The sequence below is a fragment of the Streptomyces sp. NPDC048370 genome, assembly GCF_043200825.1.
Lineage (GTDB): Bacteria > Actinomycetota > Actinomycetes > Streptomycetales > Streptomycetaceae > Streptomyces.
Map to the genome: position 1 here is coordinate 136,426 of NZ_JBICYI010000002.1, position 17,680 is coordinate 154,105.

17 protein-coding genes are annotated in these 17,680 nt (G+C 72.8%); 7 read left to right on the forward strand and 10 right to left on the reverse strand.

Features of this window, described 5'->3' with window-relative positions; genetic code table 11:
- Window positions 1-70 precede the first annotated feature (70 nt).
- From ACGFYP_RS04480 to ACGFYP_RS04495, 4 genes are all read left to right on the forward strand, one after another.
- Window positions 71-787 carry a flavodoxin family protein gene (locus tag ACGFYP_RS04480; RefSeq protein ID WP_393486304.1) on the forward strand — a complete coding sequence of 239 codons (717 nt, stop codon included), beginning with the start codon at window positions 71-73 and terminating at the stop codon, window positions 785-787.
- Between the two features lie 129 nt (window positions 788-916).
- Window positions 917-2,191: a VWA domain-containing protein gene (locus ACGFYP_RS04485; RefSeq protein ID WP_393486307.1), complete on the forward strand. Its 1,275-nt coding sequence runs from the start codon at window positions 917-919 to the stop codon at window positions 2,189-2,191.
- The gene (locus tag ACGFYP_RS04490) at window positions 2,191-3,018 is read left to right on the forward strand and encodes a hypothetical protein (protein ID WP_393486309.1); all 828 of its coding nucleotides are present in this window, start codon (window positions 2,191-2,193) and stop codon (window positions 3,016-3,018) included. Before ACGFYP_RS04485 ends, ACGFYP_RS04490 begins: the two co-directional genes overlap by 1 nt.
- A 77-nt stretch (window positions 3,019-3,095) precedes the next feature.
- Entirely contained in the window at window positions 3,096-4,196 is a 1,101-nt protein-coding gene (locus tag ACGFYP_RS04495) for a DUF6183 family protein (RefSeq protein WP_393486311.1), read from the forward strand.
- 18 nt (window positions 4,197-4,214) lie between these two features.
- Here the strand turns inward: ACGFYP_RS04495 and ACGFYP_RS04500 are convergent, their stop codons facing one another.
- The 5 genes from ACGFYP_RS04500 to ACGFYP_RS04520 form a co-directional block, all read right to left on the reverse strand.
- A complete protein-coding gene (locus tag ACGFYP_RS04500; RefSeq protein ID WP_393486313.1) occupies window positions 4,215-4,892 on the reverse strand; it encodes a response regulator in 678 nt (225 codons plus the stop codon).
- Window positions 4,889-6,196 (reverse strand): sensor histidine kinase, encoded by a 1,308-nt coding sequence (locus ACGFYP_RS04505; RefSeq protein ID WP_393487455.1) that lies wholly within the window; start codon window positions 6,194-6,196, stop codon window positions 4,889-4,891. The genes ACGFYP_RS04500 and ACGFYP_RS04505 overlap by 4 nt, the downstream gene beginning before the upstream one ends.
- Window positions 6,197-6,245: 49 nt before the next feature.
- On the reverse strand, window positions 6,246-7,418 hold the full coding sequence (locus tag ACGFYP_RS04510; RefSeq protein ID WP_393486315.1) for an acyltransferase: 1,173 nt from the start codon (window positions 7,416-7,418) through the stop codon (window positions 6,246-6,248).
- On the reverse strand, window positions 7,411-8,364 hold the full coding sequence (locus tag ACGFYP_RS04515; RefSeq protein WP_393486318.1) for an alpha/beta hydrolase: 954 nt from the start codon (window positions 8,362-8,364) through the stop codon (window positions 7,411-7,413). The genes ACGFYP_RS04510 and ACGFYP_RS04515 overlap by 8 nt, the downstream gene beginning before the upstream one ends.
- 165 nt (window positions 8,365-8,529) lie before the next feature.
- Complete coding sequence (locus tag ACGFYP_RS04520) at window positions 8,530-9,771, reverse strand: MFS transporter (protein ID WP_393486320.1); 1,242 nt, start codon at window positions 9,769-9,771, stop codon at window positions 8,530-8,532.
- A 65-nt stretch (window positions 9,772-9,836) separates the two neighbouring features.
- Here ACGFYP_RS04520 and ACGFYP_RS04525 point away from each other — a divergent pair, with 65 nt between their 5' ends.
- Window positions 9,837-10,223: a MerR family transcriptional regulator gene (locus ACGFYP_RS04525; protein WP_361963847.1), complete on the forward strand. Its 387-nt coding sequence runs from the start codon at window positions 9,837-9,839 to the stop codon at window positions 10,221-10,223.
- A gap of 64 nt (window positions 10,224-10,287) precedes the next feature.
- Here ACGFYP_RS04525 and ACGFYP_RS04530 read toward each other — a convergent pair whose 3' ends face one another.
- The 3 genes from ACGFYP_RS04530 to ACGFYP_RS04540 all read right to left on the reverse strand — a co-directional run bounded on the left by ACGFYP_RS04530 (window position 10,288) and on the right by ACGFYP_RS04540 (window position 14,671).
- A complete protein-coding gene (locus ACGFYP_RS04530; protein WP_393486323.1) occupies window positions 10,288-11,592 on the reverse strand; it encodes a YncE family protein in 1,305 nt (434 codons plus the stop codon).
- 220 nt (window positions 11,593-11,812) lie between these two features.
- Complete coding sequence (locus ACGFYP_RS04535; protein WP_393486325.1) at window positions 11,813-12,292, reverse strand: (2Fe-2S)-binding protein; 480 nt, start codon at window positions 12,290-12,292, stop codon at window positions 11,813-11,815.
- A 15-nt stretch (window positions 12,293-12,307) separates the two neighbouring features.
- Entirely contained in the window at window positions 12,308-14,671 is a 2,364-nt protein-coding gene (locus ACGFYP_RS04540) for a molybdopterin cofactor-binding domain-containing protein (RefSeq protein ID WP_393486327.1), read from the reverse strand.
- Between the two features lie 199 nt (window positions 14,672-14,870).
- Between ACGFYP_RS04540 and ACGFYP_RS04545 the strand changes: the two genes are divergently transcribed.
- The gene (locus tag ACGFYP_RS04545; protein WP_393486329.1) at window positions 14,871-15,533 is read left to right on the forward strand and encodes an NADPH-dependent F420 reductase; all 663 of its coding nucleotides are present in this window, start codon (window positions 14,871-14,873) and stop codon (window positions 15,531-15,533) included.
- Window positions 15,534-15,592: 59 nt separating this feature from the next.
- Here the strand turns inward: ACGFYP_RS04545 and ACGFYP_RS04550 are convergent, their stop codons facing one another.
- Window positions 15,593-16,585, reverse strand: a complete 993-nt coding sequence (locus tag ACGFYP_RS04550; RefSeq protein WP_393486331.1) for a glutamate ABC transporter substrate-binding protein — start codon at window positions 16,583-16,585, stop codon at window positions 15,593-15,595.
- 113 nt (window positions 16,586-16,698) lie between these two features.
- On the reverse strand, window positions 16,699-16,971 hold the full coding sequence (locus ACGFYP_RS04555; RefSeq protein ID WP_361963833.1) for a hypothetical protein: 273 nt from the start codon (window positions 16,969-16,971) through the stop codon (window positions 16,699-16,701).
- 228 nt (window positions 16,972-17,199) lie between these two features.
- On the opposite strand from ACGFYP_RS04555, the gene ACGFYP_RS04560 reads away from it, so the two are divergent.
- Window positions 17,200-17,640, forward strand: coding sequence for an OsmC family protein (locus ACGFYP_RS04560; protein ID WP_361963831.1), 441 nt, complete (start codon window positions 17,200-17,202; stop codon window positions 17,638-17,640).
- The last annotated feature ends 40 nt before the right edge of the window (window positions 17,641-17,680 follow it).

The window sequence follows — 17,680 nt, forward strand, 5'->3', positions numbered from 1 at the left end:
CTGGTCGGGTGGCGTGGCACCCGTACCCGTACCGCTCCACTCCGGACCCCCACCCGCGAGGAGACGGCCGATGGCCACGACCGCGTACCGCTACGACGATCTGAGCGCCCTCTACATCAACTGCACGCTCAAGCGCTCCCCCGAGGTCAGCAACACCGAGGGGCTGATCGACCGCAGCCGGGCCGTGATGGAGCGGCAGGGCGTGACGACCTCGCTGCTGCGCGCCGTCGACCACGACATCGCCACCGGGGTGTGGCCCGACATGACCGAGCACGGCTGGGCGTCGGACGCCTGGCCGGACCTGTACGAGCAGGTCATGCGGGCCGACATCCTCGTGCTGTGCGGTCCGATCTGGCTCGGCGACAACAGCTCCGTGATGAAGCGGGTGATCGAGCGGCTGTACGGCTGCTCCAGCCTGCTCAACAGCGAGGGCCAGTACGCCTATTACGGCCGCGCGGCCGGCTGTCTGATCACCGGCAACGAGGACGGCCTCAAGCACTGCGCGATGAACGTGCTCTACAGCCTGCAGCATCTGGGCTATGTGATCCCGCCGCAGGCGGACGCGGGCTGGATCGGCGAGGCGGGGCCCGGGCCGTCGTACATGGAGCCGGGCTCGGGTGGTCCTGAGAACGACTTCACCAACCGGAACACCTCGTTCATGGCCTGGAACCTGATGCATCTGGCCGCCCTGCTCAAGCGGGCGGGCGGGATCCCGGCCCACGGCAACCAGCGCACGGCCTGGGACGCGGGCTGCCGCGAGGACTTCCCGAACCCCGAACACCGCTAGGGCCTGGCGCGGACGGGAGCGTGCGGCGGCCCGGACGGACCGTCGGCGCGACCGGCCCGGACGGCCCTTCAGGAGTCCGCGCACGGGGCCGTTTTGGATTGTCGGACGATCATCCCTACGATCCGCCCCATGATCACGAGAAAACGGCTTTCGACCGGGGCATGCGCGCTGCTCGCCGTCCTGGCCGTCGGGCTGTTCCCGACCGGCGCCGCCGCCGACGAACCCGCGGCGAAGGAATCCCCCAAGGTCGAGCTGGTGCTCGACGTCAGCGGCTCGATGCGCGCCCGCGACATCGACGGCCAGTCCCGGATGGCCGCCGCCAAGCAGGCCTTCAACGAGGTCCTCGACGCGGTGCCCGAGGAGGTGGAGCTCGGCATACGCACCCTCGGCGCCGACTACGCCGGCGACGACCGCAAGAAGGGCTGCAAGGACACCCGGCAGCTCTACCCGGTCGGCCCGCTGGACCGCACCGAGGCCAAGACCGCCGTCGCCACCCTCGCCCCCACCGGCTGGACCCCCATCGGGCCGGCCCTGCTCGGTGCGGCGGAGGACCTCAAGGGCGATGCCAACGCCACCCGCCGGATCGTGCTCATCACGGACGGCGAGGACACCTGCGCCCCGCTCGACCCCTGCGAGGTCGCGCGCGACATCGCCGCCCGGGGCATCCACCTCACCATCGACACCCTGGGCCTGGTGCCGAACGCCAAGATCCGTCAGCAGCTCACCTGCATCGCGGAGGCGACCGGCGGCACGTACACCTCGGTCCGGCACACCGAGGAACTTTCGAAGCGGGTCCGGCAGTTGGTCGACCGTGCGGCCGACCCGGTCGTCACCCCGGTGGCCACCGAGGGTGCCCAGCGCTGCGCCGACGCCCCGGTGCTCAAGCCGGGTCTGTACACCGACCGCGAGACCTTCGGTCAGCACCGCTGGTACCGGGTGGACGTACTGCCCGGCCAGGAGCTCCGCGCCGCGGTGAGCATCTCCGCCGACCGCGCCGTCAACAACGACTACGGGGTGCTGCTGCGGGCCGTGACCCTGCGCGGCCGGGAGATCGTCCGCGGCTCGGAGGCGGGCGACGGACGGACGGACGTCATCTCCACGGGTCTGCGCTACCCCAAGCAGCCGGTGGACGGCGCCGACGCGGACAAGCCCGCGGCGGAGACCGTCTGTCTCCAGATCAGCAACTCCTTCTCCGCGCCGCCGTCGGTGAAGACGACGCCCGGCATGCCGATCGAGCTGGCCCTCGACATCGTCGACGCGCCCGACGAGGCCTCCGACGTGGCCTCCTTCGGTCTCGGCCGCGGCTGGTGGCTGCTCGGCGCGCTCGTCCTTGCCGGTTTCGTGGGCGGTCTGCTGTGGGGCTGGGTGTCCCGCTGGCGCGTCGCCGTCTGGAGGACCAACTGATGCGTACCGTACGAGCGCTGACCGCCGCCCTGCTCGCCGGCGCCGGGCTCCTCGGCCCGGTCGCCGTGCCCGCCCTCGCGGACTCGGCCACCCCGACCCCGAGCTCCAGCGCGAGCGCCGGGGCGACGGCGGGGCCGACCGAGGCCGGCACCACCTTCCGTACCGCCGCCTCCTTCCGGCAGGGCCAGCAGGCCACCGCGGAGGCCTCCACGGGTGACTACCTGTACTGGGTGTTCCCTGCCGACACCGGGCAACGCCCCACGGTGACGGCCTCGGTCACCCTGCCCGAGTCCGCCGCCCGGCACGGCGCCTCCACCTGGCGGGTCGACGTCTACGACGGGCTGCGCCGCCGCCAGCCGTGCATGTACGGAATGCAGTCCCGGTCGGCGGCCCAGGAGGCAGCGACGGTCGAACTGTCCTGCACCCTGCGCCCGGTCCGCCCGTGGGCCGACACCTGGGACGAGGATCCGCTGCCCGGCAGCTACTACGTCCGTCTCACCGTGACGGGTCTGCCCGAGGAGGATCTCGGGCAGCCGTTCACGGCCCGGATCGGCGCCGCCTCGGCCGAGAAGGGCGGGGCGTACGCGGGCGGCGGCTCGCTCGCCGCGCCGCTGGTGCCCGGCGCCACCACGGAGGACGCGGCCCCGGCCGACGGGCCGTCGGCGGTCGAGGCGCGGGCGCCCGAGGACGGTTGGTCCTCGGGCTTGTGGTCCGACCGTTGGATCTGGACCGCGGTCGGCGGGGTGCTCGCCGCGCTTGCCGGCGTCGCGGGGTACTCCCTGACCCGGGGCTCCGGTCGCCCCTCGCGGGTGCCGCCCGCCGTCTGACGGGGCTGTGAGCGGCCGCGGTTCCCCACCGGGACCCGCGGCCGTTCCGCGTGACAGGCCCCCGTAGCCTGGGCGCCATGCCGGAACCGACCGCCACCCCTCTGCCGAACGACGCCTCGCTGAAGGTCTACGCCGCCACCGCCCCCGAGAAGCTCTACGACCTGGCGACCGAACCTGCGCGCGGCGCACGCACCTGGTCCGACCCGGACATCCTGCGGCTCGTCGAGTTCCTGACCGCCGGGCACTCCCAGGCCGCCACGGACTGCGCGGTACGGCTCGGGGAGCACGCGGCCCGGCTCGGCGAGGCCCCGGGAGCGGCCGCGCTCATGGACCATGTGACGCGCGAGCTGGTACAGCGGCCCAGTTCGGCGAAGCTCCGCCCGCACTTCGAGAAGCCACCGGTGGCGGACGATCCCACGACGGAGTTCCGCGCCTGTCTGCTCCATGAGATGGCCCTGCGCTGGGGCCTGCGGGACGAACCGTACGTGACGTTCCAGGCGGGGCTGCGCGAGCTCGGGCATCCCCTCTCCTGGCTTCCCCTGGCCTCGTTCCACTTCGAGAACGCCATGCGCCGGCGGGCGTGGACACGGGGCACCATGCTCAGCTCCCTGCGTCCGGACGAGCTGTACGCCGCCTACCCGGCGGTACCGCCGACGGCCGCCGGGGCCGAGGCCGGGCGGGCGGCGCTGCGCGTGCGGGACGAGCGGCGGACCGAGGCGGCCGTCGCTCCCTTGGCCGAACTCGGGATCTGCGCGGCGGAGTTCTTCACGCTGCCGGAGCCGCTGGATCCCGTCGACTTCAACTCCGCGCTGCTGACCTCCCTCGGCTCGACCTGTCTGGCCGGGTTCACGCCGGAGACCCTGGCGGCGGCCCACACCACGGCGGACGACGTGGCCGGCGATCTGTTCGTCCCGGCGTTCGACGGCGGCATGTGGGGCGACGGCAGGCCGAGGCCGTACTCCAGGCTGGTGACCTGGCGTTCCCTGTACGCCCTGATGGACCTGGACCTGTCGGTGGAGCTGGGTGACGCGGTTCGGGCCGCCGCCGAGCACCGCTGGCTGCGGCTGGCTCCGGGGCGGAGCGACTTCTTCTTCGGCGACCTGTCGGACCTCGCCTTCGCCGTCCTCGACCCGACGCGCACGCGGGTCGGGGTCATCGCCGCCTCCGACACGGACTGACGGTCGACAGCCGGTGGTTCAGTGGCCGGCCGGGCGCACCAGGCCGGTGTCGTAGGCGTAGACGGCCGCCTGGGTACGGTCGCGCAGGCCCAGTTTGACCAGGATGCGGCTCACATGGGTCTTGACGGTCTGCTCGGCCACGACGAGCCGGGTGGCTATCTCTGCGTTGGACAGACCGTTCGCGATCAGGGCGAGCACCTCGGTCTCACGTTCCGTCAGATCGCCGATCCGGTTCTTGAGCGGGGTCCTGGGTGTGGCGGTGAGCCGGGAGAACTCGGCGATGAGGCGCTTGGTGATGTGGGGCGAGAGCAGGGCGTCCCCGCTCGCCACCACCCGTACCGCGTGGGCGAGTTCCTCGGCGGAGGCGTCCTTGAGGAGGAAGCCGGAGGCTCCGGCGCGCAGCGCCTCGTACACGTACTCGTCAAGGTCGAAGGTGGTCAGGACGAGCACCTTGACGGTGGAGTCGGCGGGCTCGGCCAGGAGGCGGGTGGCTTCGATGCCGCTGGTTCCCGGCATGCGGATGTCCATCAGGACGACGTCGGGGGCGAGTTGGGCGGCCTGGGCGACCGCGTCGGCACCGTCGACAGCCTGGCCGACGACCTCGATGCCGGGTTCGGCGTTGAGCAGCACGGTGAATCCCTGACGGACCATCATCTGGTCGTCGGCGATGAGAACCCGGATCGTGCCGCTCGTCATGGGGCGTCCTTCTGTGGGGTGTTCGGGGAGGTAGAGGGGGCGGGGAGCACGGAGGTCGCGCTCGGTGCGGGGAGGGTGGCGGTCACTTCGTAGCCGCCGTCGGGGGTGGGTCCCGTGGCCAGTTCGCCGCCGAGCATGGCGGTGCGCTCGCGCATGCCCAGGAGGCCGTGGCCGGGTCCCTGAGACAGTGGGGCGGCGGCCTGATCGACGGGGCGGATCGGCGGGGTGTTGGCGATGTGGAGGGTGAGCCCGCCGGGCAGGTGGCGGATCTCCACTCGCACGCGGGCACCGGGGGCGTGCCGCATCGCGTTGCTGAGCGCCTCCTGGACGATGCGGTACGCGGAGAGTTCGATGCCGGGCGCCAGGGGGCGGCGTTCTCCGGTGGTCGTGGCGTCGACGGTGAGCCCGGCGGTGCGGACGTTGTCGAGGAGTTCGTCGAGCCGGTCCAGGGTGGGCTGGGGCGCGTCTTCGGCGCGGTCGGCGGCCGGGTCCTCCGCCCGCAGGACGCCGAGGACGCGACGGAGTTCGTTGAGGGCCTCCACCGCGTTCTGGCGGATGCCGGCGAGGTGCTCGCGCAGTTCGTCGGAGGGGTTCTCGACGAGGTGGGGGGCGACCTGGGCCTGGATGGAGATGACGGACATGTGGTGGGCGACGACGTCGTGCAGTTCGCGGGCGATCCGTCCGCGTTCCTCCAGGAGCGTGCGGCGGGAGCGCTCCTCGGCGGTGAGGACCTCCTGGGCGCTGAGCCGGGTCCGGGCGACACGGCTGCTGCGCAGCGCGACGCCGACGACCACGGCGGTCACGAAGGCGATCGTCCCGCCCGTCAGGGAGCCCTCGTCCGACGCGACGACGATGTTCAGCGCGCCGGACAGGACGGTCACGGCCAGGGCGACACCGGCGGCCGGCGCCGAGACCCGCAAGGCCAGCAGGAACAGGAGGAGGGTGTGCAGGGCAATGCCGAAACCGCTCCAGGGCCAGGGCACCGGCGCGTCAGCGGCGTGCTGCGTGCTCAGCCCGATCAGGAAGAGCGCGGTCGTGGAGATCCACCAGGCACCGACGGGCCGGGTGAGGGCGAGGACGAGCGCGAGCGCCTGGACGATGACGAGGTCGCGGGCCTGCCCCGAGGCGGGGCCCGCCACCCCGGCGTACACGTTGATGTCACCGATGCCGACGAGGACCGCGAACAGCACGACGTGGGCGTGGGGCAGCCAGCCCAGCCAGGTGTGGCGGGGCAGCGGATCGCGGGCCCATGTCCACAGTTCGTCGCCGAGGGCACGCGGCGCCTCCCGCAGCGCGCGCCCCATCCGCACCCCGTAACTCTCCCCCACCTGTTCCTCCTTCTGTGCGTCAACCCTAGGCACGTCGCGCCTCCCTCGCCCCGGCGGGGCGCTTCTCACGGGAGGGACGGGCGGGCCGTCCGCCCTGTTCGTACGTACGGAAGGCGGCGCAGCAGACCAGCAGCGCGGCGGCGAAGAGCGGGAGCCAGGCGAGGCGGGCCAGGACCCAGCCGTACCCGTCGGGGACGGAGTGCAGGCCCAGGAGTGGTCCGTGGCCGAGGAGTTCGCCCGCGAGCAGTCCCGTGGCGGTGACGGCGATCATCGCGGTCTGATGCCAGAGGAAGACCGTCATCGCGCCGAGGTTGAGCAGCGCCACCGCCGCCCAGGCCGTGGGGCGGCGCAGGGCCCGGCGCAACGGGCCGAGCAGCAGCAGGGCGCCTCCGCACTGGGCGAGGCCGAAGGTGACGGCGGCGAGCGTGGGCGGGTTGAGGTTGGAGACCGGGGCGCCGGGGACGCCGACCATGGCGGCGGGGTAGCCGGCGAGCAGGACGAGGAGGGCGGTGGCGGCGGCTCCGCCGAGCAGCAGCACCCAGCCGGTCCTGCGGTCCTTCAGGCCGTTGCGGGCCCAGGCCGCGCCGAGGCAGTACGGGACGAGCCAGCCGGCGGCCACGTTGATCCAGCCCAGCCAGGCGGGCCCGTCGAGGCCGAAGCGGATGAGGTCGACGTGGAGGACGACGGCGAGTGGCCAGAGCGGGTGGACGCGGGCGACGAGCGGGGTCGCGGCGGTGAGCGCGGCGAAGACGAGCAGGAACCAGAGCGGGGAGAGCACGAGTTTGCCGAGCGTGTGCACGGTCTGCCAGGGCACTCCGGCGGCGAGCATCGCGAGCGCGGCCACGGTCCAGACCGCGAGCACGGCGACGACGGGCCGGAAGAGCCTGCCGAGGCGGGCTCCGAGCCGGCGGCGGTAGGGCTCGTGGCGGGCGCGGGCGGCGGCGTGGCTCCGTGCGGCGACGGCTCCGCCGACCAGGAAGAAGACGGCCAGGGTCTGGAACACCCAGGAGACCGGGGTGAATTCGGGGAGGTGGGTCAGGGGGCTGGCACCGCGCACCGTACCGCTGTCGGAGATCAGGGCGGTGACGAGCCAGTGGCCGAGGACGACGCCGAGGATGGCGAGGGCGCGCAGTGCGTCCAGGGCACGGTCCCGGCCGGGTGGGGTGGCGGCCTCGATACGGCGGACGAGGTCACGCATGGGTGGGCTCCCGTCCCTGGACGATCCGGGCGAGGTTGGCGAGCGGTACGGAGCCGGGCGCGAGGTAGTCGCTGTGTCCGCCGGTCCCGGCGTCGAAGACGCGGGCGCCGAACTCCGGGTCGAGGGGGTCGGTGCCGAAGCCGAGTTCGCCGAAGGGCAGCGGCAGCCGCAGGTGCGGTACGTGCGCGATCCAGTCGGCGGCGCCCCGGCCGGCCCAGACGGTGGCCCGGGTACGCAGGTCGGCGGCGCTGTCGGCGCCGGTGCCCGGGCTGCCGTAGAGCACGAGCGCGTCGGCGGGGAGCCCGTGGGCGGCGTCGGCGCAGACGACGGAGCCGTAGGAGTGGCAGAGGAGCGTGATCCGGGCGGCGGGCTTGGCCGCCCTCATCTCCCGTACGAACGCCCGTAGTTCGGGTGCGGCCTCGTCGGCGCGCCCGGGGGTGAGGGCGGCGGCGCTCGCGGTGGCGGGAGTGGCGTACCCGAGCCAGGCGAGGACGGCGGACCGCTCGCCCGCTTGCCGCTGGAGTGCGACGGCGCCGTCCCGTAACCGTCGGCTGCCGAGCGCGGTGTCGGAGCCGGGGACGAGGACGGCGACACGGTCGGCGCGGGCGAGGTCGCCGACGACCTCGACGCTGCGGCCGCCGTCGCGGCCGTCGAAGGAGAGGAGCTGCCGGGCCGGGCCCGCCATGGCGCGCAGGGCGGCGGCCCGCTTCCGGTCGCCGTAGTCGGCGGCGGTCCGCGCGGCGGCGAGCGCGGCGTCCCGGTTGGTGGCGTACCGGGCGTCGAGGGTGGCGGTCGTGGCCGGGGCCAGAGGGCCGAGCGCGGGCGGCGGGGGCGCCGGGACGGCGGCGGGGCGGGCGGCGCCCGCGGTCGGCACCGCCACGGAGGCGATGACGAGCGCGGTGAGCAGGGTGCGGCGCAGCCGTCGGCTGCGCGGGCGGGACGCCATGGCGTGTCCTTCCGTACCGGAGTGGTTCTCGTTCCGGTGCCGAACGTATGGATCACGCGCCGTAGTCGGCGTCCCGCCGGAGGGGACAGTCGGTGGGTAGCTCCGAAGTATGACGGGTAGGGGTGACGCTCCTCGGGGAGCGCGTTTGCCCCCGTCGGCACGCCGTCACCCGTCGGCGCGGCCTCGCCTGTCGGGGAATCCGTGGGTGCGGGCCGCCGTGACGACGGCCAGGACCAGGATCAGGAGCGCCAGGACGGTCCAGGGGAGGGCGCCCGCACCGAGGCGGTCGAGCAGCAGGCCACCGGCGATGCCGCCGCCCGCCATGGCCGCGTTCCAGAGGCTGACGAGCATGGTCTGCGCGGTGTCGGCCGCCTCGCCGCCCGCGTCGCCGACGGCCGTCTGCAGGAGGGTCGGCGCCCCGCCCCAGCCGAGCCCCCACAGGATCGCGGCGGCGTAGACGAGGGCCGGGCTGTCCGCCGCCACGGCGAGCCCGCCCGACGCGACGGCGAACAGGGCTGCGCCCGCGAGGGTCAGGGTCCGCACGCCCCGGTCGATGCGGAGGCCGGTGAACCAGATGCTCAGGAGCGAGGCCGCGCCGAAGACGAGGAGGACGGCGCCGGTGGAGCCGCCCATGCCCAGGTGGTCGAGGAAGGCGGCGACGTACGTGTACAGGACGGTGTGGGCGAGGACGAGGACGAGGGTGACCAGGAGGACCGGGGCGACGCCCGGTATGGCCAGGGTCCGCCGGATCGGCGCCCGGCCGCCTCGGGGCTGCCCGGGGAAGTCCGGGACGGTGAGGGCGATCCAGCCGATCAGGACGACGGCGAGGGCGGTCATGAGGAGGAACGTCACCTGCCAGCCGAGTGCCGCACCGAGGAAGGTACCGGCGGGCACACCGAGCGAGAGGGCGAGGGGGATGCCGGTCATGACGACGGCGATCGCCCTGCCCTGGAGGTGGACGGCGACCATGCGCCGGGCGTAGCCGGCGAGCAGGGCCCAGGCGAGACCGGCGGCGACGCCTGCGAGGAAGCGGGCGGCCATGGTGAGCGGGTAGTGGGTGGAGACCGCGGTGACCGTGTTGGCGACGGCGAAGCCCGCGACCGCCGCGAGCAGCAGCCGCTTGCGCCGCCAGCCGGCGGTGGCGGCGGTCAGTGGGATGGCGGTGAGCGCCGTGCCGATGGCGTAGATGGTGACCGACTGACCCATGGCGGGTTCGCCGACGCCGAGGTCGGCGCTCATCGCGGGGAGGACGCCGGCGGGCAGGGTCTCGGTGAGGCTGGTGACGAAGACGGCCGTGGCCAGGGCGAGAAGCGCGGGCCAAGGGAGGCGGTCGGAGGGGAGGCGGTCGGAGCGGAGACGGTTTTCGCGTGCGGGCGAACCGGCCTTCTGTGCGGTGTGGTTGCTCATGCCACGTATGCTGAAACCTTCACATTGATGTGAAGGTCAAAGCGACTGGCTGTGAGGTGGACCACATGCGCATCGGTGAACTGGCGGACCGCACCGGCACTCCGCGCAGAATGCTGCGCTACTACGAGGAGCAGGGACTCATCGTCGCCGATCGCCTGCCGAACGGCTATCGGGTGTACGACGAGTCGAACGTGGACCGGGTCCTGCAGATCCGCGGTCTCCTCGACGCGGGGCTGCCGACACGGATCATCAAGCAGATTCTGCCCTGCCTCGACAAGCCCCGCGTCATCCACTTCCCCGACGCCACACCGGAGATGCTCGCCACGCTGGAGGGCGAGCGGGACCGGATGACGGAACGCATCCGGTTCCTGACCCGGAACCGCGACGCGGTGGCCGAGTATCTCGACGCCGTACGGGAGAAGTTGGCGACGGGTTCGCCCGCCACGACCTGATCGCGACGGACTCCCCCACCGCTCACCGCTCGCCCCTCGCAGCTCGCAGCTCGCCGGGACGCCGTCAGCGGGAGGCCGGGCCCGTCCAGCCGGCGGGGACACGGGCCAGGCGGACGCGCTGGGGATGGTCGCCGACCGCGACGGAGGCGACGGCGCGCCCGGTGGCGAAGTCGATCGCGGTCACCCGGTCCGAGCCGCTCTCCGAGATGACGCAGGAGCGGCCGTCACCGCTGACGGTGGCCCAGTACGGCTTGGCGGCCGGCACGAGCGGGCCCTCCCGCAGGCTCGTACGGTCCACGACGGTGGCGTAGTCGTCCATGGTGGCGGCGACGCAGAGCTTGGAGCCGTCGGGGCTCATGGACATGCCGTGGTGGCGCGAGTCGTTGACCCAGGTGGTGCGGTCCGGGTCGGTCGCCGGGTTCTCGGGGAGCGTCTTCAGGCGGGTGACGCGGTCGGTGGCCACGTCGTACTCGAGGAAGCCGTTGAAGAACGAGACCTGGAAGTAGAGCGTGGACTCGTCGGGGGTGAAGGCGACGGGCCGGACGGCGTCGGAGAGGTCCTTGCGGCCGAAGGCGTCGAGGCGGGCGCGCATGTCGATGACGCGGACCTGCTCGAAGGTCCGGGCGTCGACGACCGTGATGCGGCGGTCCCCCTTGGTCCAGTCCCAGGCGGGGCCGTCCAGTGCGGTGGTGACCTCGCCGATGGCCATGTTCCACAGGTACCGGCCGTCGGCCGTGAAGACATTCTCGTGCGGCTTGTCGCCGGTCGCGAAGGAGCCCAGTTCCCGGCCCGTCGTGATGTCGAGGACGTGCACCCGGTTGGAGGTGGAGGCCGAGACGGCGACGCGCGTACCGTCGGGCGAGACGGCCATGTGGTCGGAGCGGAAACCGGAGACGGGATAGCGCCAGTTGAGCGCGCCGGTACGGAGGTCGATCGAGACCACGTCGGCGAAGCTCGGCCGGGAGACCACCATCGCCGAGCCGTCCGGCGTGGCGTACATGTCGTCGACGAACTGGTCGTGGCCCTCGCCGGGGCCCTGCCGGATGCCGAGGAAGAAGGCGAGCTTGAGGGGGTTGAGCCCGATCTCCCACATGCGGCGCTCGCGGTCGGGGATGACGTTGATCCGGCCGATGCGGGCGAAGTCGCCGCTGGCCTCGATGACGTCGGCGGTACCGTCCCAGTTGTTCCCCACGAACATCACCTCCCGCAGCCCCTCGGCCGCCACGGGGGCGACGGGCGGCGCGGCGGGCGGTCCGGCCGGCGGGACGGCGGCCACGGTGCTGCCGCCACCACCGACGGTGAGCACGAGGGCGGCGGCCAGGGACCCGAGCAGGAGGCGACGTGCGCCCCGCGTCCGGACAGCAGACATCGGTGTTCCTTCCAGGAGAGCGCGCGGCATCAACTGCCCTGTATGCCAGGGCGACTTACCCGACAGTAAGGAGTTGCCGCGCAGCCCACAAGAGGTCGGAACGCGTCGGCCCGCTTCAGCCGTCGCGTGACAACTTCTCCTCGGCCGGCCCGGTCCGGGAGACGCACCCGGCCGCGTCAGGCATGCGGCGGGCCCGGTCCGTGAAACGCACCCGGCGGCGTCAGGGCATGCGGCTTGCTCCCGCCACGATCGCCTCGCGGATCCGGTTGTAGGTCCCGCAGCGGCAGATGTTGCGGATCTCGTCGAGGTCGGCCTCGTCGACCTCCCGCCCGGCCTCCCGCGCCGCGCGGACCTTGGCGACGGCCGTCATGATCTGGCCGGGCTGGCAGTAGCCGCACTGGACCACGTCGAGGTCCAGCCATGCCTCCTGCATGGGGTGCAGCTCCTTGCCGACGGTCGCGGGGAGGCCCTCGATCGTGGTGATCTCGTCGGTCGGGGCGATGTCCTTGACCGGGACGGAGCAGGGGTTGAACGCCTTGCCGTTGATGTGGCTGGTGCACGCCTGGCAGACGCCGAGCCCGCAGCCGTACTTGGGGCCGGTGACGCCGAGGACGTCCCTGAGCACCCACAGCAGCCGGACGTCGTCCTCGACCTCGGCCGTGACGGCCCTGCCGTTGAGGATGAAGGTGTGGTGCGGCACGGTGGCTCCTGGGTCCTAGAAGGCGCGGTCGAGGCCGTCGACCGGAGAGGCGGGGATCGGCGGGGTGGTGGGCAGCGGCTCGAAGGAGAGCGGCTCGGAGTGGTTGACGGGGAAGGTCGTCGGCATGGTGCCGGTGGCCCGGCCGTACGCGCAGGCGACGGCGGCCATCGCGGCACCGACGGCCAGCTCGCCCGCGCCGCCGGGCCGGTCGGAGTTCGGCGGCATGACGACGATCTCCAGTTCGGGCGGGGTGTTCCACTGCCGGGTGTAGAAGTAGTTGTCCCAGCTGCCCTCCTGGAAGTGGCCGTCCTGAAGGTGGAGGCCGGAGGTGAGGGCGACGGCGATGCCGTCCATGATGCCGCCCATCATCTGGGCTTCCAGGCCACGCGGGTTGACGGCGAGGCCGACGTCGACCGCGCAGACGACCTTGGTGACGCGGGGGCCGGTGTACGCGTCGTGGATCTTCCGGCCGGTCGTCGCGGGCCGGCAGTCGATCTCCGCGAGTACGGCGACGAAGGCGTGGTACTCGGGGTGGACGGCGATGCCCTGGGCCATGCCGGCGGGCAGGGAGCGTCCCCAGTCGCCGACCTCGGCGACCTTGTCCAGGACCGCGCGGGCGCGCTCCTCCTTGAGGTGCTTGCGGCGGAACTCGTACGCGTCCTTGCCCATGCGCCGGGCGAGTTCGTCCACGACCAGCTCCTGCGCGCACCGGACGTTGGGCGAGTAGATCCCGCGCATGGAGCCGGTGTTGAAGCCCTTGTCGGTCTCGCTGAGCAGTTGGGTGGTGACCCCGAAGTGGTACGGGCTCTGCTGGGTGAGCGCGAAGATCGTCTCGGAGAAGGCGAGGTCGCCCACGGGCAGTTGGGCTGCGGTGGAGGTGATGATCTCGCCGAGGCCGTGACCGAAGTCGGTGGCGACGGAGGTGTGGCGCTGCTCGTACGACAGCACCTCGCCGAGCGTGTACGTGGCGCGGACCCGGGACGTCGACATGGGGTGCGTACGGCCCTGGCGGAAGTCGTCGGTCCGGTGCCACATCAGCTTCACGGGCTTGCCCATGGCCCGCGAGATCTCGGCGGCCTCGCCGGCCGCGTCGTGGAAGAGCTTGCGGCCGAACGAGCCGCCGCCCTCGGTGACATGGACCTTCACCGCGGCGATCGGGAGGCCGAGCTTCAGGGCGATCTGCTCCTGGGCGACGATCGGCGTCTTCAGGCTCGCCCAGATCTCGGCCGAGTCCGGGCGCACGTCCGCGATGGCGCAGTTGGTCTCCAGGGCGCTGTTGCTGGAGAAGTGGAAGGTGAAGCGGGCGTCGACGGCCTTGGTGAGCAGGGGCAACGGCGGTACGACGAGGGGCAGTTCGGCGGCCCTCAGCTTCCGCTGGACGGTCGCGTCCGAGTCGCCCTCGGCGGTGCCTGGACCCCAGGTGACCTTCAGGGCGCGGACGGCGTCGATGCACTGGCCGAAGGTGCGGCCGCGGACGGCGACGCCGGTGGAGATCGGTGCGACGTCGGTGATGCCGGGCATGGACCGTACCTCGGTCAGGTTGTCGACCGAGCGGACGGTGCCGTTGATCGTCGGCGGCCGGCAGACCATCGTCGGCAGGGCGTCGGGCACCTGCACGTCCATGGCGAACTTCTTGCGGCCGGTCACCGCCTCCAGGGCGTCGATCCGTCGCTGCGCGGTGCCGATGACCTTGAACTCCGACGGCTTCTTCAGGGCGACCGAGACCGCCGTGTCGCTGACGGCGGCCGCCTTCGCGGCGAGTTCGCCGTAGCCGATGCTCCGGCCGGTCGCCGAGGAGACGATCGCCCCGGCCTTGGCGGTGAGGGAGCCGAGCAGCTCTCCGAGCTCCAGGGCGGCGGCGCGCAGCAGCCGGCCCCGGGCGACGGCGGCGGCGACCCGGATCGGGGTGAAGGTGGCGATGGTGGTGTTGGAGCCGCCGGTCATCTGGTTGAACAGCAGCTCCGGGCGGGCGTCGGCGAGGGTGACGCGCACCTTCTCCAGCGGCAGGTCGAGCTCCTCGGCGATCACCATGGCGGAGGAGGTGGTGATGCCCTGGCCGACCTCGGCCCGGGGCAGGGCGAAGGAGGCGGTGCCGTCGGCCTCGATCCGGATGGTGATCAGGTTCGCGGTGGGCAGGGCGGCGTGCGTGAGCATGTCGTTGAGGTCGTAGATCTCGGACGCCCCGGGCAGGGAGGGCACAAGCGCGGGCGCGGCGGCGGCCGCCGGGGTGGGGGCGAGGACGGCCTCGCCGAGCTGCGCGGCGACGGTGAGGGTCGGCGCCGCGAGGACGTACCCGAGGAAACGGCGCCGGTCCGGCCCTTCGCCGGGCCCCGACTCCTCCTGCTGGTGTTGCTCCTGCGCATCGTCGCGCACGGTCATCGACTGCCCTCTCCACGAACCACCACGTCGGAGGGATCATCGCGCATGCGCGGTCTTCCGTGTCCCGGGAGGGTGCAGGATTCACCGCCGTCACGCGGAGCCTTCACGACACGACGGGACGAACCCGGGAATACCTTGCCCCGGGGCGGAGGTTGAGTGCGTCTGTGACACCCCGTCGCACCGCTCGGAAGGAACGTCCATGAAGATCGGCATCATCGGCGCAGGCAACATCGGCGGCAACCTGACCCGTCGCCTCACGGCCCTGGGCCACGACGTGTCCGTCGCGAACTCCCGTGGCCCGCACACGCTCACCGCGCTCGCCGAGGAGACCGGCGCGACACCGGTCACGGTCGGCGAGGCCGCGCGCGGCGCCGAGATCGTGGTCGTGACCGTACCCCTGAAGGCGGTCCCGGACCTGCCCTCGGGTCTCTTCGACGACGCGGCGGAGGGCTTCGCTCTCATCGACACCAACAACTACTACCCGCAGCAGCGCGACGGCCGGATCTCCGCCATCGAGGACGACGGCCTGACCGAGAGCCGCTGGATCGAGCAGCACCTCGGCCACCCGGTGATCAAGGCCTTCAACGGCACCTACGCGGAGGACATCCTGGAGAGGCCTCTGCCGGCCGGCGACCCGGAGCGCATGGCGCTGCCCGTCGCGGGCGACGACGAGGTCGCGAAGAAGACGGTCCGCGCGCTCATCGACCAGCTGGGATTCGACACGGTCGACGCGGGCGGGATCGACGACTCCTGGCGCCAGCAGCCCGACACCCCGGTCTACGGCCTGCGGGCGGGAGCCGAGGCGGTCACGAAGGCCCTCGCGGAGGCGTCTCCCGAGCGTCCGGCCACGTTCCGGGGCTGAGGCCGCCTGGGTACGCCCGTCCGACACCCCGTCACCCTGACCATCCCGACGCCCCGGGGTCAGTCGGCGTACGCGGCCGGAGGCGGGCCCTGCGGGTGGGCGCCCAGGGTCGGGGCGAGCCACTTGTTGTACGAGACCATCCAGGGGCTGTCGGCGCCGCCCGCGCGGTAGTCCTCCAGGACCGCGTTGACCCGCCGGACCAGGTCGGTGTCGTCCTTGTTCATGGCGACACCGTAGAGGGAGGTGTCGAGGCGGGGCCCGACCAGCCGGAGCGTGGGGTCCTGGGCGACGAGCCCGGCGGCGAGGGTGGCGTGGGTGAGGACGGCGTCCACGTTCCGCTGCTGCAGTTCGACGAGACAGTCCAGATGGCTCGCGATCTCCACGGTGACGGCGCCTGTCCCCGAGGACTTCAGGAGGTCGGAGGCCGAACTCCCCTTGCTCAGACAGACGCGCCGGCCGCGCAGCTTGGAGTCGAAGCCGGTGATGTCGGAGCCCTGGGGCACGAGGAGCCGGTGCCCGGTCTCGAAGTAGACGCTGGAGAACGCGACGTCGGCCAGCCGCTCGCAGGTGATGCTCATCGTGCGCACGATGACGTCGACCTGGCGATTCTGGAGCCGCGGGATCCGCTGGGCGGGCGGCATGCTGACGAAGCGCACAGTGGCCTTCGGGCCGAGGATGTCGCGGGCGATCGCCCGGACCAGGTCGATGTCGAAGCCGGACGGCTCCTGGGTGTCCTGGTCGAGCGAGGCCCAGAGATAGCTGTTGAGGTCGACGCCCGCGACGAGATGGCCGCGCTCCCGGATGCGCCGCACCGCCTCGCCGTCCACCCGGTCGGGGCGGGGGCCGGCGCGCCGGGGGTCGCAGGACGGTACGCGGGCGGCCCGGTCGGCTGCGGGCCGGGCCGCGGCCCTCGGGGCCCCTTCGGACGGGCCGGCCGTGACGGCGGCGGCAGGGGCCGCGGCGAGCACGGTCGCCATGAGCATCAGCCAGAGCGCGAGGCGGGAGCCCAGCGGCCCCCTCCTGCGCCGTTCCGCCCTGGATCCAGCAGTCATACGCCCCACCCCCGCGCAGCCGACTCCCCACACCCAAGGCTACGCACCGCCACCCAACGACGGTTCGGATTCGGGGAGTTGGGCCGAGAGTTGGGCGGATGTCGGGGGAAGCCTCACCGCCCCCGGAGGACGGGGAGGGAGGACAGGGCGGGCAGGGCCGGGAGGTTGGGGAGCTTCGGCCGGCGTACCGCACTCAGGTGGCAGCGGGAGAGCCTGGCGCGCTGTCCCCCACTGGTGATCAGGGCGTTCACGGAGGTCATCGGGTCGGCGCCCACGCTCCGCGCGAGCATCATGCCGACGACGAGCGGGAGCAGCGCGACCGCCACGGCCGAACCGGTGGCCGTGACGTGCTGGATACGGCTGGTGTGCCGGGCGTCCGTGGTCATGACCCCATTCCACCGGCCGAGGCCGGGGCCGGGTATCCGGCGACGTACTCAGCCGGCCGTCCCGGGATACTCAGAGCGGAAGGGTGCCCGCGCCGCCCACGACCGTCGCGGCGCGTCCCCTTGGCGGGCGGGGCCCGGTGGGGTTGCGTGGGCGGTCGACCGCACCGTACGCACACGCACACCTACACGTACACGTACACGTACACGCATTGAGGAGCCCACGAGACCATGGCCGACTACCGCATCGAGACCGTCCGCACCGGCTACCGGCAGTGGATCGCCCGCAACGACCGAGGCGCGGAGGTACGCATGGGGGCGGCGGACGACGCGGACGCCCAGCCCTCGTTCACGCCGGTCGAACTGCTGCTCGCGGCCATGGGGGGCTGCGGCGGCATGGTCGTGGACCGGACGGCGCGCGCCGTGGACCACGACGACCTGCGGATCGTCGTGGAGTCGGTCTCCCTGCCGGAGGACGACGGCCGGGTGGGCCGGATCAGGGTCAGTTACGAGTTCGAGCTGCCCGACAACAACCCGAAGGCCGCCGAGGTGTTCGCGCGCGGGGTGCGGCTCACGCACGAGAAGTTCTGCACGGTGAGCCGCACGGTCGAGCACGGCGCGACGGTGGAGGCCGTCCTGCCCGACGGGACCATCGGCTTCCGCGCGGGCTGATCCGGTGAACTGCCCTCGTGAGCCGTGCTGGGAGGCCCGT